General features: G+C 65.2%; 17 protein-coding genes. 4 read left to right on the forward strand and 13 right to left on the reverse strand.

The window, feature by feature from the left end; all coding sequences use genetic code 11:
* The first annotated feature begins 15 nt into the window (after nt 1-15).
* The 4 genes from M6689_RS11370 (at nt 16) to M6689_RS11385 (ending at nt 3174) form a co-directional block, all read left to right on the forward strand.
* Nucleotides 16-735, forward strand: coding sequence for an outer membrane lipoprotein carrier protein LolA (locus tag M6689_RS11370; protein WP_298271842.1), 720 nt, complete (start codon nt 16-18; stop codon nt 733-735).
* A gap of 29 nt (nt 736-764) precedes the next feature.
* Nucleotides 765-1250: a YajQ family cyclic di-GMP-binding protein gene (locus M6689_RS11375; protein ID WP_298271690.1), complete on the forward strand. Its 486-nt coding sequence runs from the start codon at nt 765-767 to the stop codon at nt 1248-1250.
* Between the two features lie 51 nt (nt 1251-1301).
* Nucleotides 1302-2648, forward strand: a complete 1347-nt coding sequence (gene rimO, locus M6689_RS11380) for a 30S ribosomal protein S12 methylthiotransferase RimO (RefSeq protein ID WP_298271693.1) — start codon at nt 1302-1304, stop codon at nt 2646-2648.
* Nucleotides 2649-2754: 106 nt separating this feature from the next.
* Nucleotides 2755-3174, forward strand: a complete 420-nt coding sequence (locus M6689_RS11385; protein ID WP_298271696.1) for a TraR/DksA family transcriptional regulator — start codon at nt 2755-2757, stop codon at nt 3172-3174.
* A 124-nt stretch (nt 3175-3298) separates the two neighbouring features.
* On the opposite strand, the gene gpmI is transcribed toward M6689_RS11385, so the two are convergent.
* From gpmI to M6689_RS11450, 13 genes are all read right to left on the reverse strand, one after another.
* Nucleotides 3299-4837: a 2,3-bisphosphoglycerate-independent phosphoglycerate mutase gene (gene gpmI / locus M6689_RS11390; protein WP_298271699.1), complete on the reverse strand. Its 1539-nt coding sequence runs from the start codon at nt 4835-4837 to the stop codon at nt 3299-3301.
* Nucleotides 4838-4852: 15 nt separating this feature from the next.
* Nucleotides 4853-5314, reverse strand: coding sequence for a 23S rRNA (pseudouridine(1915)-N(3))-methyltransferase RlmH (locus tag M6689_RS11395; protein WP_298271701.1), 462 nt, complete (start codon nt 5312-5314; stop codon nt 4853-4855).
* On the reverse strand, nt 5311-5706 hold the full coding sequence (gene rsfS / locus M6689_RS11400) for a ribosome silencing factor (protein WP_298271703.1): 396 nt from the start codon (nt 5704-5706) through the stop codon (nt 5311-5313). Before rsfS ends, M6689_RS11395 begins: the two co-directional genes overlap by 4 nt.
* A complete protein-coding gene (gene nadD, locus M6689_RS11405; RefSeq protein ID WP_298271705.1) occupies nt 5696-6346 on the reverse strand; it encodes a nicotinate-nucleotide adenylyltransferase in 651 nt (216 codons plus the stop codon). The genes rsfS and nadD overlap by 11 nt, the downstream gene beginning before the upstream one ends.
* The gene (locus M6689_RS11410) at nt 6343-7599 is read right to left on the reverse strand and encodes a glutamate-5-semialdehyde dehydrogenase (RefSeq protein WP_298271707.1); all 1257 of its coding nucleotides are present in this window, start codon (nt 7597-7599) and stop codon (nt 6343-6345) included. Before M6689_RS11410 ends, nadD begins: the two co-directional genes overlap by 4 nt.
* A 13-nt stretch (nt 7600-7612) precedes the next feature.
* A complete protein-coding gene (proB, locus tag M6689_RS11415; RefSeq protein ID WP_298271709.1) occupies nt 7613-8734 on the reverse strand; it encodes a glutamate 5-kinase in 1122 nt (373 codons plus the stop codon).
* A gap of 76 nt (nt 8735-8810) precedes the next feature.
* Nucleotides 8811-9827: a GTPase ObgE gene (obgE, locus tag M6689_RS11420; RefSeq protein ID WP_298271711.1), complete on the reverse strand. Its 1017-nt coding sequence runs from the start codon at nt 9825-9827 to the stop codon at nt 8811-8813.
* 88 nt (nt 9828-9915) lie between these two features.
* Complete coding sequence (rpmA, locus tag M6689_RS11425) at nt 9916-10173, reverse strand: 50S ribosomal protein L27 (RefSeq protein ID WP_298271714.1); 258 nt, start codon at nt 10171-10173, stop codon at nt 9916-9918.
* Between the two features lie 79 nt (nt 10174-10252).
* Nucleotides 10253-10561 carry a 50S ribosomal protein L21 gene (rplU, locus tag M6689_RS11430; RefSeq protein WP_298271717.1) on the reverse strand — a complete coding sequence of 103 codons (309 nt, stop codon included), beginning with the start codon at nt 10559-10561 and terminating at the stop codon, nt 10253-10255.
* Between the two features lie 78 nt (nt 10562-10639).
* Nucleotides 10640-10942, reverse strand: coding sequence for a Rieske (2Fe-2S) protein (locus M6689_RS11435; RefSeq protein ID WP_298271720.1), 303 nt, complete (start codon nt 10940-10942; stop codon nt 10640-10642).
* Between the two features lie 26 nt (nt 10943-10968).
* A complete protein-coding gene (gene purT / locus M6689_RS11440; RefSeq protein WP_298271722.1) occupies nt 10969-12147 on the reverse strand; it encodes a formate-dependent phosphoribosylglycinamide formyltransferase in 1179 nt (392 codons plus the stop codon).
* Nucleotides 12148-12168: 21 nt separating this feature from the next.
* A complete protein-coding gene (gene rng / locus M6689_RS11445; RefSeq protein ID WP_298271725.1) occupies nt 12169-13674 on the reverse strand; it encodes a ribonuclease G in 1506 nt (501 codons plus the stop codon).
* A complete protein-coding gene (locus M6689_RS11450; RefSeq protein ID WP_298271727.1) occupies nt 13664-16204 on the reverse strand; it encodes a TIGR03960 family B12-binding radical SAM protein in 2541 nt (846 codons plus the stop codon). The genes rng and M6689_RS11450 overlap by 11 nt, the downstream gene beginning before the upstream one ends.
* Nucleotides 16205-16382 lie beyond the last annotated feature (178 nt).

The following is a 16382-nucleotide window of genomic DNA, read 5'->3' on the forward strand; positions in this document are numbered from 1 at the left end:
ATCCAGGAGGAGCCGATGTTTTTCCGCAAGATCGCACCCTTTCTTGTCGCTCTGCTGATGGTTTCGCAGGCGGCGTCCGCGGCATCGCTGGGAGACGTGGTCTCCACCCTCGAACAGGGGTACTCTTCGCTCAGGGACCTGCAGGCGGCGTTTTCCCAGCGTACCGAACTGGCGTCGGTGAAGCGGTCCCAGACGGGGTCGGGGGAGCTCTTCATCAAGAAGGGGAGCAGCAGCGGGGCGATGTTCCGCTTCAACTACGTCAGGCCGCCCCAGCAGATCGTCTCCAACGGCAAGACCGTCTGGTACTACCTGCCGGAGAACCGGCAGGTGATGACCATGGACGCCTCCGCCCTCTTTGCGGGGGGGGGAGGGGTGGCGCTCTCGTACCTCACCGGCATGGGAACGGTCTCCAGGGATTTCACGGTGCGGCTCCTCGGCGGGGGGCGCGACGCGAAGGGAAACTACCTCCTGGAGCTCGTGCCGAAAAAGCCGGGTCAGGCGTTCTCGAAGCTCCACCTGACGGTGTCGGGTCGGGCGGTCGATGAGTTCGAGCGGACGGGAAGGGCGTCGGTGCCGTTTCCGATACTCTCCTCGGTCGTCTTCGACCAGCTCGGCAACCGCACGGTCATCGAATTCAGCAAGATCAGGGTGAACCGGGGGGTGAGCGCCGCACTCTTCACCTTCAAGGTTCCCGCCGGCGTTGAGGTCATCGCCAACCCCATGGGGAAGAAATAATACAGAGAGCAGCAGAAGGAGGAATACGGATGCCTTCGTTTGACATTGTTTCCAGGGTGGATATGCAGGAGGTCGACAATGCGGTGAACCAGACCGTGAAGGAGATCGGCCAGCGCTACGATTTCAAGGGGGCCAAGTGCGAGGTGACCCTGGAGAAGGAGTCGATCAGGATCCTTGCCGATGACGATTTCCGGCTCAAGGCGGTGGTCGACATCCTCCAGTCCAAATTCATCAAGCGCGGCATCTCTCCCAAGGCACTCCAGTACGGCAAGGCGGAGGCGGCATCGGGCGGAATGGTGCGCCAGATCGTCACCATCCAGCAGGGGGTGTCGAAGGAGAAGGGGAAGGAGATCGTCGCCGTCATCAAGGACTCCAAGCTCAAGGTGCAGGGACAGATTCAGGACGACCAGGTGCGGGTGACGGGAAAGAGCCGGGACGACCTTCAGGAGGCGATTCGGCTCCTCAAGGGGAAGGACCTGGGGATCGAGCTGCAGTTCGTCAATTTCCGCGATTAGCACATGGGCCGGTCTCTGCCGGCCTTAACTGTCAATATACACGAGGTGAAAGTGAGCAACGCCGTTAAGGAAAAGATCAGCATGGTCAGCCTCGGCTGTCCGAAAAACCTGGTGGACGCCGAGGTGATGCTCGGCTGCCTCGCCAAGGACCGCTACGAGATCACCACCGACGAACGGGAGGCCGACATCATCATCGTCAATACCTGTTCGTTCATCAAGGAGGCGAAGCAGGAGAGCATCGACACGATCCTCGATCTGGCCGACCGCAAGCACGACGCCAACTGCAAGCTCCTCATCGTCACCGGCTGTCTGCCGCAGCGCTACCAGGAGGAACTGGCCAGGGAGCTCCCCGAGGTCGACATCTTCGTCGGCACCGGCGACTATCCCCGGATTGCCGAGATCATCGCGGAAAAGCAGGGGCGGGAGGAGCAGATCCGCTACGTGGGGGACCCGAACTTCATCTATGACGAGACCCTGCCGCGCCTCAAGTCGTCCCCCTCCTACACCGCCTACCTCAAGATCGCCGAGGGGTGCTCCAACTGCTGCTCATACTGCGTGATTCCGTCGCTGCGGGGGGCGTTACGCTCCCGTCCGCTGACGGACCTGGTGCGCGAGGCCCGGGAACTGGCAGCCGGCGGCGTGAAGGAGCTGAACCTCATCGCCCAGGACATCACCGCCTACGGCCGCGATCTCCCGGGGCGGCCGACCCTCGAATCGCTCATCGGCGAGCTGGCGGCCATCGAGGGGGTGCGGTGGATCCGTCTCCTCTATGCCTACCCGGACGGGATCACCAACAGCCTCATCGAGACCATCAGGAACGAGCCGAAGGTCTGCAAGTACCTCGACCTCCCGATCCAGCATATCAGCGACCCGGTCCTGAAACGGATGAACCGCCGTAGCGGCGAGGCGGAGATTCGGGCGCTCATGGCGAAGCTCAAGGAAGAGATTCCCGATATCGCCCTGCGGACCTCCCTCATCGTGGGCTTCCCCGGCGAGACCGACGATGACTTCCGCAAGCTCCTCCACTTCGTCGAGGAGGCCCAGTTCGACCGGCTCGGGGTCTTCTGCTACTCCCGCGAGGAGGGGACCCCGGCGGCGGAGATGGTCGACCAGGTCTCCGAGCGGGTCAAGCGCGAGCGCCACAAGAAGCTGATGCGGACCCAGGCCCGGCTTTCCTTCAAGCGTAACCGGCGCCTCATCGATACCGTCGAGGAGGTGGTGGTGGAGGGGTACAGCGAGGAGACGGAACTCCTCCTCAGAGGGCGTTCCTCCCGCCAGGCCCCCGACATCGACGGCCAGGTCTACATCACCGCCGGCACCGCCAACGTCGGCGATATCGTCCGTCTGCGGATCACCGACTCGTCGGACTATGACCTGATCGGGGAGATCGTCTCCTGAGGGAGCGGCTCCTCCGGGTAGGCCTGCTTTTCGCTTGACAACGGGGGCGTTTTGGGTAATATTTCGTGACCCTTAACCCCTCAAATCACTTTATGGAGTTGTGTAAATGGTTGAAAAACAGGAAGAAATGAAGGCTCTTCTCCTCAAGGCGAAGGAGGAGATCCTTGCGGGAATAAGCAAGGCGATGAAGTCGGGCTCCGAGACCACCACCGGCGAGCCGACCGGCGACATCTACGACCAGGCCTCCAGCGAGCGGGACCGCGAGCTGGGGCTGCTGCTAAACGACCGGGAGCGGGACAAGCTCCGCCAGATCGACGAGGCCCTGCTGCGGATCGAGGACGGCGAATACGGGATATGTGAAGAGTGCGAGGAGGAGATCCCCCTCGGCCGTCTCAAAGTGATGCCGTTCGCCCGTTTCTGCGTCCGGTGCCAGTCGGAAATGGAGAAGCTCCAAGCCCAGACCCGCCGGTTCGAGGAGGATCGGGCCTACCGCGAGATTTCCTTCAACGAGGAGGAGGAAGGGTAGGATCTCCCCCTGTCGCGGAGAAACGGAAGGGCAAATAAAAGGGCGCTGTCGGAAAATCGGCAGCGCCCTTTGTGTTGTCAGAAAGCCGGCGGCGGAAGTGTCAAAAATGCCGGCAACCGCGGGTTCAGGAGACGATGAGGCTCGTGCCGGTCATCTCCGCCGGCTTGGGGATGCCGAGGATGTCGAGCATGGTCGGCGCGATGTCGGCCAGGATGCCGGGGCGAAGCCGGGCGTTGCGGCGCGAGTCGTCCACGAGAACCAGCGGCACCAGATCGCTGGTGTGGGCAGTGTGGGGGCCGCCGTTCTCGTCCACCATCACCTCGGCGTTGCCATGGTCGGCGGTGATGATGGCCGCTCCCCCCTTCTCGCGCACCTTGGCCACAAGCCTGCCGACGCACTGATCCACCGCCTCGATGGCCCGGATGGCCGCGTCGAGGATGCCGGTGTGTCCCACCATGTCGGCGTTGGCGAGGTTGAGGATGATTACGTCGTAAACCCCTTCGTCGAGCCGCTTCAGGAGCTCGTCGGTGACGGGGAAGGCGCTCATCTCCGGTTTCAGGTCGTAGGTGGCGACCTCCTTCGGGGAGGGGATGAGGCAGCGGTCTTCGCCGGGGAAGGGGGTCTCGCTCCCCCCGTTGAAGAAGAAGGTGACGTGGGCGTATTTCTCGGTCTCGGCGATCCGGAGCTGGCGAAGCCCGGCGTGGCTCACGACCTCGCCGAAGATGTTGGTGAGCTCCTCCGGCGCGAAGGCGATGGGGAGGCCGAAGGTGGCATCGTACTCGGTCATGCAGACGTAGGAGGCGAGGGCCGGCGCGCTTCCCCGCGGGAAGCCGGTGAATGCGGGGGCGGTGAGGGCGCGGGTGATCTCCCGGGCCCGGTCGGAGCGGAAGTTGAAGAAGATGAAGCCGTCGCCGTCCTCAATTCTTCCCGCCGGTGCGTCACTCCCCGCGATGACCGTCGGTTCCACGAATTCGTCGGTGACCCCGGCGGCATAGCTGGCGGCGATCGCCTCGGCGGCGCCGGACTGACGGATCCCCTTCCCTCGGACCATGGCGTCGTAGGCCCGCTCCACCCTCTCCCACCGGTTGTCCCGGTCCATGGCGTAGTAGCGGCCGATGACCGTGGCGAGCGTGCCGATGCCGATCCTGCGCATCTCCGCTTCAAGCTGGGCCAGGTAGTCGGCGCCGCTTTGGGGCGGGGTGTCGCGGCCGTCGAGGAGCGCGTGGACGTACACCTCGGCGAGCCCCTCGCGCTTGGCCAGTTCCAGCAGGGCGTAGAGGTGGGTGAGGTGCGAGTGGACGCCGCCGTCGGAGAGGAGGGCGGCGAGGTGGAGCCTCCCCCCTGCCGCCTTCGCCCGGGCAATGCAGTCGCGTAGCACCGGATTGGCGAAGAAATCGCCGTCCCGGATCGACTTGGTGATCCGGGTCAGGTCCTGGTAGACGACGCGGCCGGCGCCGATGTTCAGGTGTCCCACTTCCGAGTTCCCCATCTGGCCGTCGGGGAGCCCCACGGCGAGCCCCGAGGTCTGCATCTCCACGCAGGGGTAGGAGGCGCAGAGGCTGGTCATGTTCGGCGTCTGCGCCAGGGCGATGGCGTTGTTCTCGCGGTGGGGGCTGATCCCCCAGCCGTCGAGGATCATGAGGAGCAGCGGCTTTCTCGGCATGGGCACTCCTTGTGTTCAGTGATGGTACGGTTCTCCGTTGATGATCGTGTGGGCGCGGTAGAGCTGCTCCAGGAGCACGACCCGCACCATCTGGTGGGTGAGGGTCATGCGGGAGAGGGCGATGGTCCTGTCCGCCCGGGCCCGGAAGCTGTCGGCGAAGCCGTAAGCGCCGCCAATGGCGAAGGCGAGCTCCGGCACGGCGCTGTCCCGCTGCCGGGCGATGAAGGCGGCGAACTGGGGGGAGGTCATCTCTTCGCCCCGTTCGTCCAGGAGGACGAGGCGAGTGTTCCGCGGGAGGAGCTTTTCGAGCCGGTCGCACTCCCGGGCCCGCATCGCTTCGGCGGCGGCTCCCTTTTCGTCCCGCGCCTCGGCGAGCTCCAGAGGGGCGTAGCGCCTGATCCGGCCGGCGTACTCGTCGATGCCGCGCCGCACCCACTCCTCCTGGGTCTTGCCGACCCAGAGGACGCGGAGCTTCACGTCCCCTGACCCTCTTTTCCTTCCCAAAGGTACTCGGCCGGGATCTCCAGCAGGGGGGCCTCGGACCAGAGTTCGTCCAGGTCGTAGTAGCCGCGGAGTTCTTCCCGGAAGACGTGAACGATCACGTCGCCGTAGTCGATGACGATCCAGTTTCCTTCGTTGAGCCCTTCCACGTCCAGGGCCTTGCCGTAGGGCTTGAGCCCCTTCTTCACCGAATCGGCGATGGCCTGGGCCTGCTTGTCGGAGCGGCCGGTGGCGAGCACCAGGTAGTCGGCGATGGAGGTGAGGCGCCTGATCTCCAGGACCTTCACGTCGAGGGCCTTCTTGTCGAGGGCGAAGCGGGCGCACTGCAGCGCGCGCTCCCGGGGGGTGAGCGTCGGTTTATCCGGCATCGGTATAGATCCTTTGTTCCTTGATGTACTGCTCGACCCGCTCCGGCACCAGATACCTGATCGACCGGCCGAGACGGGCGAGGGCGCGGATGGCGCTGGACGAAATGTCGAGGGGGACGCCGGCCAGGTAGTAGACCGAGTATCCCGAGTAATGGGCAAGCCGCTTTTCGGCGGGATGATAGCAGAACCGGGAGGCGATGGCAACCGGCAGGGTCGCCGCCAGATCGGGCACTTCCGCCCCCGGCCGCTCCACCACGACGATGTTGCACGCGTCGAAGATGGCGGCGTATTCCCGCCATGAGCTGATGTCGAGAAACGAGTCGCTCCCGATGATGAAGAAGAACTCGTCCCCCGGATGCTCCTGCCGCAGCTCCCGGAGCGTGTCGATGGAGTAGGACTTCCCCGCGCGCCGCCCCTCGATGCCCGAGACGGCGAAGGCGGGGTTGTCGGCGGTGGCGAGGCGCACCATCTCGCACCGGGTCTTGAACGGCAGCTCCCCCGCCATCGGCTTGTGGGGGGGCGCCGCGGCCGGGATGAAGATCACCCGGTCGAGGCCGAAGCGGTCCCGGACCTCCTCTGCGATGCGGAGGTGGGCGTGGTGGATCGGGTTGAAGGTGCCGCCGAGGATGCCGGTTTTCACTGTCTGATCTGCCCGTCGCCGTAGACTATGAATTTCGTGGTGGTGAGATCCTCCAGCCCCATGGGGCCGAAGGAGTGGAGCTTGGTGGTGGAGATCCCGATCTCGGCGCCAAGCCCCAGCTGGTTGCCATCCGCGAAGCGGGTGGAGGCGTTGACGAGCACCGTGCTGGAGTTCACCTCCCGAATGAAGCGTTGGGCGTTGCGGTAGTCCCCCGTGACGATCGCCTCGGTGTGGAGGGAGCCGTAGCGGTTGATGTGGGCCACCGCCTCGTCCAGGCCGTCGACCACGCGGGCGGCGAGGATCAACTCCAGGTACTCGGCGGCCCAGTCTTCCTCGGTGGCGGCCTTTGCCCCGGGGGCGAACTGGCGGAAGCAGTCATCCCCCCGCAGTTCCACGTCGAGGTTCGCGAGGGTCTCGGCGATGCGGGGAACGAAGGTCTCGGCGATGTCCTTGTGGATCAGGAGGGTCTCCAGGGAGTTGCAGACGCCGGGGCGCTGGACCTTGGCGTTGACGACGATCCGCTCAGCCATGTCGAAGTCGGCCGCAGCGTCGACGAAGATGTGGCAGACCCCCTTGTAGTGCTTGATGACCGGGATCTTGGAGTGCTCCACCACGAAACGGATCAGGCTCTCGCCGCCGCGCGGGATGATCAGGTCGATAAACTCATCCTGCTTGAGCATCTCCAGGACTCCCTCCCGCTCCACAAAGGGGATCACCGACAGGGCCGCCTCGGGGATCCCCGCCTTCTTCATCTCGTCGGTGAGGATGCGGGCGATGGCGACGTTGGAGTAGATCGCCTCGGAGCCGCCGCGGAGGATCACGCCGTTCCCCGCCTTGAGGCAGAGTGCCGCGGCGTCTGCGGTGACGTTGGGGCGCGCCTCGTAGATGATCCCGATGACGCCGAGGGGGATCCGCATCTTCCCGACCATCAGGTCGTTGGGGCGCTTCCACATCCGTGTCACCTCCCCCACCGGATCGGGGAGGGCCGCCACCTCCCGCAGGCCGTCGGCCATCGCCTTGATCCGCGCCTCGTTCAGCATGAGGCGGTCGAGCATGGCGGCCGCGAGCCCCTTCTTCTCCCCCGCCTCCAGGTCCTTCCGGTTCTCCTCGATCAGGTGAGGGGCATTGTTGATGAGGGACATGGCCATGGCCAGGAGGAGGTCGTTCTTGGCCCCGGTGGAAAGCTGCGCCATGGCGATGGCGGCCTGCCGGGCGTCGTCGGCGATTTTCCGGATCTTCTCTGCGATGGTCATATCCTGCCCTCCGTTAAAGAATGACTAGGTTGTCCCTGTGGATGATCTCATCCCCGTATTTATAGCCGAGGATCGTCTCGATCTCCCCGCTGCGGTGGCCGAGGATCCGTTCGATCTCGGCGTGGGAGTAATCGACGAGTCCCCGGGCGATCTCGATTTCATCGGGGCCGCAGACCCGGACGCAGGCTCCCCGGTCGAATTCCCCCTCCACCCGGATCACACCGGAGGGGAGGAGGCTCTTTCCCTGGCGGGCGAGGACCGCCCGGGCCCCTTCGTCCACGATGATCCGCCCCGACGGCTTAAGGGTGTGGGCGATCCAGTGCTTGCGCCGGTTCAGGCTCTCCCGCGCCGGCAGAAAGAGGGTGCCGACCTCGTGCCCCGCGAACGCCTCGGCCAGGATCCCCGGCACCTTGCCGTTCACCATGAGGGTCGGAACGCCGGACTGCCCCGCCTTTTTCGCCGCGGCGAGCTTGGTCACCATCCCGCCGGTCCCGACGGTGGAGGCGCTCCCGCCGGCGGCCCGCTCGGTCTCCCGCGTGATGCTGCGGACCAGGTGAATCAGCTTCGCGTCGGGGTTAGAGCGGGGGTCCGAGTCGTAGAAGCCGTCGATGTCGGTCAGGATGACGAGGAGGTTCGCCTCGGCCAGGTTGGTCACCAGGGCCGAGAGGTTGTCGTTGTCGCCGAACTTGATTTCCTCCACCACCACCGTGTCGTTCTCGTTGATGACCGGGATGACCCCGAAGGAGAGGAGGGTGTCCAGGGTGGCGCGGGCGTTGAGGAAACGGAGGCGGTTGGCGAGATCGTCCCGGGTGAGGAGGATCTGGGCCACCTTGTGGCCGAACCGCGCGAAGGCCTCCTCGTAGGTGCGCATGAGGCGGGACTGGCCGATGGCCGCCGCCGCCTGCTTCTGGGGAATGCTCCTGGGGCGCCCCCCGATCCCGAGCTCCTTGCGCCCGGCGGCCACGGCGCCGGAGGAGACGATGATCACCTCGTGCCCCTCTTTCCGAAGGGCGGCGACTTCGGCGGCCAGACCGTCGATGAGGGCGAGGTCGAGGCCGTTGTCCTCGCAGGTGAGGACCCGGCTGCCGATCTTGATGACGATGCGTTTGGCCTTCTTCAGGATCTCGGTTCGCATGGGACACTGTCATGGGGCCGGAGTTCCGGCCGGTCTCAGGAAAATACCATGTCTGCCGCCAACGGGCAAACGGCTCCTACCACTCTTCTTCGGCGATTCCCCAAAGGTTGCGGGCGATCTCGTCCAGCAGCGGCGCAATCCCTTCGCCGGTGGCGGCGGAGATGGGAAAGACGGCGAGCCCCCGCTCTTCGAACCAGGGGAGGACCTTCGGGAGGTTCTCGCGCACCGTCGGGAGGTCGAGCTTGTTGACCACGACGATCTGGCGCTTCTCCACCAGCTCCGGGCTGAAGAGGGCGAGTTCCCGGTTCAGGGTCTCGAACTCCCGGATCGGGTCCCGGTCGGGGATCCAGGAGAGGTCGAGGATGTGGAGCAGGACATTGGTCCGTTCCACGTGCTTCAAGAAGCGGTGCCCGAGCCCCGCCCCCTCGGCCGCCCCCTCGATGATGCCCGGGATGTCGGCCACCACGAAGGAGCGGTAGTTCTTGTACGGCACCACTCCCAGATTCGGCTTGAGGGTGGTGAAGGGATAGTCGGCGATCTTGGGGCGGGCGGCGGATATCCTGGTGATGAAGGACGATTTCCCCACGTTGGGAAAGCCGAGGAGCCCCACGTCGGCCATGAGCTTCAACTCCAGCCGCAGCCACCGCTCCTCCCCCGGCTCCCCCGGTTGGGCAAACTTGGGGGCCCGGTTGGTGGAGGTGGCGAAGCGGGCGTTTCCCTGGCCGCCCCGCCCCCCCTTGAGGAGGACCATGGTCTGGCCTTGCTCGGTCAGGTCGGCGAGGACCTCCCCGCTCTCGGCGTCCCTGATGAGGGTCCCGGCGGGGACCCGGATCTCCAGGTCGTCGCCGTTGGCGCCGTGGCGGTCGCTCCCCATGCCGTTTTTACCCTTCCCCGCCTTGAGGTGGGGACGGTAGCGCAGGTCGAGGAGGGTGGAGAGGTTTGGGTCGACCTCGATGACGACGTCTCCCCCCTTGCCGCCGTCGCCGCCATTGGGGCCGCCGTAGGGGATGAACTTCTCCCGCCGGAAGGAGACGCAACCGGCGCCGCCGTGGCCCGATTCCACGTGGATCTTTACTTCATCGATGAACTGCATGGTGTGTGACCGCTCCTCGATTCAACAAACAACAAAAGCCCGGAACTCGAAAGTCCCAGGCTTTTGGGTTCCTGTTGCGCGGCGGAAATCAGTTCGCCGGGTAGACGGAAACCTTTTTCTTGTCCCGCCCCATCCGCTCGAACTTCACGACCCCGTCGATCAGGGCGAAGAGGGTATAGTCCTTGCCGCAGCCGACGTTGGTGCCGGGGTGGATCTGGGTGCCGCGCTGGCGGTAGATGATGTTCCCCGCTTTCACGGCCTCGCCGCCGTACTTCTTGCAGCCGAGTCGTTTGGATTCCGAATCGCGTCCGTTTCGTGTGGAACCGACGCCTTTCTTGTGTGCCATGGTGTCAAACCTCCTGACGGCTTCCTCTATCTGATCGGTCAGGGTTGCGGGCCGTCGTTACTGATGTGTCCGATGCTGGTTAACCGTTGATCTTCTCGATCTTGAGGATCGTTCTCGGTTGACGGTGGCCGCGCAGTTTCCTGCTGTCCTTGCGCCGCTTCGACTTGAAGACGAGGATCTTCTTGTCTTTGCCCTGCTCGACAATCTTGCCGACCACAGAGGCGCTGGGCACTAACGGTGTTCCGATCTTGACCGTGTCGCCGCCAACCATCAGGACTTCGCTGAGCTCGATCGTGTCGCCAACGGCGCCGTCGAGCTTTTCGACTTTCAGAAAGTCGCCTTCGGAAACTTTATACTGCTTCCCTCCGGTTCTCACTACTGCGTACATGTACTTCACCACCTTTACGCAAATTTTTTGAAGAGCGTGAAAGCATATCGGGAAAAGCACCATGAGTCAAGGGGTTTTTTATCCGACCTCGACCATGACGTCGTCTCCTGCTATCTGCACCGGGAAGATCTTCAGGGTGTACTCGGGAAACTCCCGGCAGGCGCCGGTCTTCAGGCTAAAGCGATAGCCGTGGCGCTGGCAGGAGAGATGCTCCGCATCCTTGAGCAGGGCGCCGGAGAGGGGGGCTCCCTGGTGGGGGCAGTCGGTCTCGCAGGCGTAGACCGCTCCCTTTGCCCTGACGAGGAGGATCTCCCGGCCGTTGACGGTGACGACTTTTTTTCCCCAGTCGGGGATCTCGGAAACCTTGGCGGCGAATACCATGGCAAGCCTCCGTGGGAATGGCAATGTCAGGGGATGACAATCCGCACCGCATGGGCCGACTGCTCGGCCCGGGCTCGCGCTTCGTCCGTGTCGGCGCCGAAGGAGAGCGCCACTCCCATTCGCCGCCCCGGGCGGGTGTCGGGCTTGCCGAAGAGGCGGAGCTTGGTCTCCGGTACGGAGAGGGCTTCCCTCAGGCCGTCGAAGGCGACTTCATCGGCCGTCCCGGTGGCCAGTACGACGTGGGAGGCGGCCGGTGAGACGTTCACGACCTCGGGGACGGGGAGGCCGAGGATCGCCCGGACGTGAAGCTCGAACTCGGAGAGGTTCTGGGAGATCATCGTCACCATGCCGGTGTCGTGGGGGCGGGGTGACACCTCACTGAACCAGACCCGGTCTCCCTTGACGAAGAGCTCCACCCCGAAGATGCCGAAGCCGCCGAGGGCGTCGGTCACCGCCTTGGCTTGGCGTTGCGACTCCTGTAGGGCGGCCGCCGTCATGGCCATCGGTTGCCACGACTCGTGGTAGTCCCCCTTGATCTGGACGTGGCCGATAGGGGGGCAGAAGGTGGTGCCGCCGGCATGGCGCACGGTGAGGAGCGTGATCTCGTAGTCGAAGGGGATGAACTCCTCGACGATCACGGTGTCGGAGGCGCCCCGGGCCCCTTCCATGGCGTAGGTCCAGGCGCCGTCGATCTCCTCGGCGCTCTTCACGACGCTCTGCCCCTTGCCGGAGGAGCTCATGATCGGCTTCACCACGCAGGGGAGGCCGATCTGCGCCACCGCGGCGCGGAATGCCTCAAGGCTTGCGGCGAAGCGGTAGGCCGCCGTCGGCAGGCTCAGTTCCTCCGCCGCCAGGCGCCGGATCCCCTCGCGGTTCATGGTCAGGTTGGTGGCCCGCGCCGTGGGGATCACGGTGTACCCCTCCTGCTCCAGTTCCCGGAGGTAGGGGGTGTCGATCGCCTCGATCTCCGGGACGATCAGGTGCGGCCGCTCCTGGGCGACGACCCGGCCGAGCTCGGTCCGATCCTGCATGTTGACCACATGGGCGCGGTGGGCCACCTGCATGGCCGGGGCGTCGGCGTAGCGGTCGACGGCGATTACCTCCACGCCGAGCCGCTGGGCCTCGAGGACCACTTCCTTCCCGAGCTCGCCGGAGCCGAGGAGCATGAGGCGGGTGGCGCTTTTCTTGAGGGGGGTTCCGATCATGGGGGCGTTCCTTTGCATGTGTCAGCTGATGGCGATTTCGAACTGTTCCTGGTGGAAACCGGGTTTGGCCCGGACGGTGATCCGCTTCTTGAACTTCTTCTCCAGCTCCTCCAGCCCCCGGCGCTCCTCGTCGTAGAGGAGGTCGGCCACCTGGGGGTGGACCGTGAGCATCACCTTCGTGCCGCGGATGTCGAGCATCTCGCGCCGCAGCTCCCGGAAGATCTCGTGGCAGACGGTGGTCTTGGTCTTCACGTAGCCGCGCCCCTCGCAGTAGGGGCACTGCTCGCAGAGCATCCGCCCGATCGACTCCCGCACCCGCTTGCGGGTCATCTCCACCAGCCCCAGCTCCGATATCTTCAGGATGTTGGTCTTGGACTTGTCGGCCTTCATCGCCTCTTCCAGGGCGGTAAAGACCTTCTCGCGGTTCACCTCCTTCTCCATGTCGATGAAGTCGATGATGATGATCCCGCCGATGTTGCGCAGCCGCAACTGGTAGGCGATCTCCTTCACCGCCTCCAGGTTGGTCTTGAGGATGGTGTCCTCCAGGTTGTGCTTGCCGACGAAGCGGCCGGTGTTGACGTCGATGGCGGTCAGCGCCTCGGTCTGCTCGATGATGATGTAGCCCCCCGATTTCAGCCAGACCTTGCGCCCCAGGGCCCGGCTGATCTCCACCTCCAGCCCGAAGTGGTCGAAGATCGGCTCGTCCTCGTCGTAGAGCTCCATGGTGTACTTCATCTTCGGCATGAAGGTGGAGATGAACTGGACGATCTTGTCGTGCTCGTGCTTGGAGTCGACGACGATCCTGTTCACGTCCTCGGTGAGGATGTCGCGGATCACCTTCTGGGTCACGTCGAGGTCGGCGTGGATGAGGGAAGGGGCGTGCCCCCGCTCGTTGCGCCTGACGATCTCCTCCCAGAGCTTCGTGAGGTAGTGCATGTCCGCGACGAGGTCTTCCTCGCTCTTTCCTTCGGCGGCGGTCCGGACGATGAAGCCGCCGGCGGGGGGCTTCACCCGCTCGACGATCTCCCTGAGCCGCTCCCGCTCCTCCTCTTCCTCGATGCGGCGGGAGATCCCCACGTGGTCCACGGTCGGCATGTAGACCAGGTGCCGGCCGGGAAGGGAGATGTGGGAGGTGATCCGGGCCCCCTTGGTGCCGATCGGCTCCTTGGAGACCTGGACGAGGATCTCCTGCCCCTCCTGGAGCAGGTCCTCGATGGGGTGGAGCGGCTGGATCACCTGTTCACTCTCCCCCGACTCCCCCTTGCCGTTACCGTCCATAAAGGTCTCGAACTCCTCCATGGCGTCGAAGACGTCGGCCACATAGAGGAAGGCCGCCTTCTCCAGGCCGATGTCGACGAAGGCCGCCTGCATGCCGGGGAGGACCCGGACGACCTTTCCCTTGTAGATGTTGCCGACGATCCCCCGGACCCGGCTCCGCTCGATGTAGAGCTCGGCGATGGTGCCGTTCTCGATCAGGGCGATGCGGGTCTCGTGGGAGGAGGTGTTGATGACGAGTTCATTGGCCATTGGTCATATCCTGTATCTGTATGGGTAATGGTAAGGGCGTGTCTTTGAACAGGACGTCGAGCTTTTCGATCCGGGCGCCGGCCAGGTCCTCGGGAGGGAGGCCGGTGATGGCGGCGGCGTACTCCAGCGGTTTTCCCCGGCCGATGATGAGTTCCAGGGCATTGCCGGAGGCCGCGAGGTCGGCCAGCTCCCGGCGCAGGTCGTATTCGACGGGCTTTTTCCCCTTCTTTTCCTTGCGGAAGGGGAAGCTTTCGAGGGCGAGGAAGGCGGCCGCGCAGTCGGCGAGGCCGGCCTCGGCCCCCGCCGGGAGGATGACCCGGTAGCGGACCTTGTCCATGAGGACCGAGAGGGACGGGGTGCCGGGAGGAACAACCAGCGCTTCCATGATCCGCATCCCGTGGGGGAGGGTGGCGTTGAGCCGCTCCATCACCTCCTCAGGGGTGAAGCCGGGGGCGACCTCCAGGTCCAGGTATTCGGCCCACGATTCTACACCGACCGAAAGGGCGGTGGCAAACGAGAATTTGGGGTGGGGATGGAACCCCCGGGAGTACCGGATCGGGATCCGGCCGCGTCCCACGGCCCGGGTGAAGAGGCCGATCATTTCCAGGTGGCTCAGATAGCGGAGCGGGCCGGTCTTGGTGTAGCGGCAGCGGATCGTCACCTTCCCGTCGTCCTCCGGGCGTGCTGCGGTCCGGGAGGTGGGGGCCCCCTGCCAGCCGCCGTCGGCGAGCCGGATCCTGATCCGGTCGAAATCGCAGACCCCACAGCCGCTGCAGCGGCCGGAGCGGCAGTCGTCGGTGGGGGTGCCGAGGCCGGACTTGTCCAGCTCCCCCAAGAGGAACGCCCTGGTGACGCCGAAGTCGAGGTGATCCCAGGGGAGGACCTCGTCCCGCTCCCGCCGGCGGTGGTAGAAGCAGGGATCGATGTCGACCTCCTCGAAGGCGTCGCGCCATGCCGCGGCGTTGAACCGGTCCCCCCAACCGTCGAAGCGGCAGCCGAGCTCCCATGCCCGGATCAGGGCCGCGGCGAGGCGCCGGTCTCCCCGGGCGAAGACCCCCTCCATGAAGGATAGGGGGGCGTCGTGCCACTTGAAGACGAGCCGCTTCGCTCGCAGCTCCGTGCGCAGAAGCGCCTGCCGGGCGAGGATCTCGTCGTGGCCGATCTGGGGTTCCCACTGGAAGGGGGTATGGGCCTTGGGGACGAAGGTGGAGACCGAGACGTTCACCTCGCCGCCACTGCCGGCCCGCTTCCCTTCGAGCTTCACCTTGCGGGCCAGCTCCACGATGCCGTGGAGGTCCTCCTCGGTCTCGCCGGGGAGGCCGATCATGAAGTAGAGCTTGATGAGGCGCCAGCCGTTGGAGTAGGCCTCGAAGGCGTTGCGAAGCAGGTCCTCCTCGGTGATCCCCTTGTTGATGATCCCGCGCAGCCGTTCGCTCCCCGCCTCGGGGGCGAGGGTGAAACCGGTCTTGCGCACCTTGCGGATCTCCTCCACCAGCTCCTGGTTGAGGCTTCCCACTCGCAGCGACGGGAGCGACACCGCCACCTTCTCCTCGGCATAACGGACCATCAGCTCCTTGAGGAGGGGGGTGAGGCAGCCGTAGTCGCCGGTGGATAGGGAGAGGAGCGAGATCTCGTCGTAGCCGGTCCCCCGCAGCGTTTCCTCCACCAGTGCCAGGATCTTCTCCGGCGAGCGCTCCCGCACCGGCCGGTAGAGGTAGCCTGCCTGGCAGAAACGGCAGCCGCGGGTGCACCCCCGGCCGATCTCGACGCTGACCCGGTCGTGGACCGTCTTGAGGAAGGGGACCACCGGCGCGGTGGGGTAGACGGCGTCGTTCAGGTCGGCGATGAAACGGCGCCGGACCCGCCCGTACCCTTCCTGCAGCGGGGTGACGGCCCTGAGGCGACCGTCGCCGTGATACTCCACCGCGAAGAAGGAGGGAACGTAGACTCCGTCGATCCGGGCGAGCTGCTCCAGGAGCTCGTGCTTCGGGTCGCCGCTTCTTTTCCAGTCGCGGCAGGCGGCGGCGATTTCCACTACCGCCTCCTCGCCGTCGCCCAGGAGGAAGGCGTCGAAGATCTCAGCCAGCGGCTCCGGGTTGCAGGCGCAGGGGCCGCCGCCGATGACCAGCGGGAACTCCTTGTCCCTCTCGGCGGCGAGGAAGGGGATCCCCGCCAGGTCGAGCATGGTGAGGATGTTGGTGTAGGAGAGTTCGTACTGGAGGGTGAAGCCGAGGATGTCGGCCCGGGCCAGGGGGGTGCCGCTCTCCAGGGTGGCGAGGTGAGTGCGCTCCGCCCGCAGCTGCTCCTCCCTGTCGGGCCACGGGGTGTAGGCCCGCTCGGCCGCCACCCACGGCTGGTCGTTGAGGACCGCATAGAGGATCTGGAGCCCCAGGTGGCTCATCCCCACCTCGTAGACGTCGGGGAACGCGAGGACAAAGCGGACCTCGACCCCGTTCTTCGGGCGTGAACCGACTTCGCTCCCCATGTAACGGGCGGGTTTTTCTATGGCAAGCAGGCTGTTGTGGGGCAAGTAGTACGCTCCAGGTGCTGCGGCTCGCAGCCGCAGTGCACGAAAACGTTTTAAAATAGTACATTTTTCCTTTTTTGGCAAGAAACGGCGTGGGGGTGGGCGACGTTTCTGCAGACCCCGCCCCGAAGTGCCGCATATGCGGCAATCTGCAGATGATATGCGGTGCAATACGGTAAGG

Origin of the sequence: Geobacter sp. (genome assembly GCF_027327745.1) — a bacterium.
Classification (GTDB): domain Bacteria; phylum Desulfobacterota; class Desulfuromonadia; order Geobacterales; family Geobacteraceae; genus Geobacter.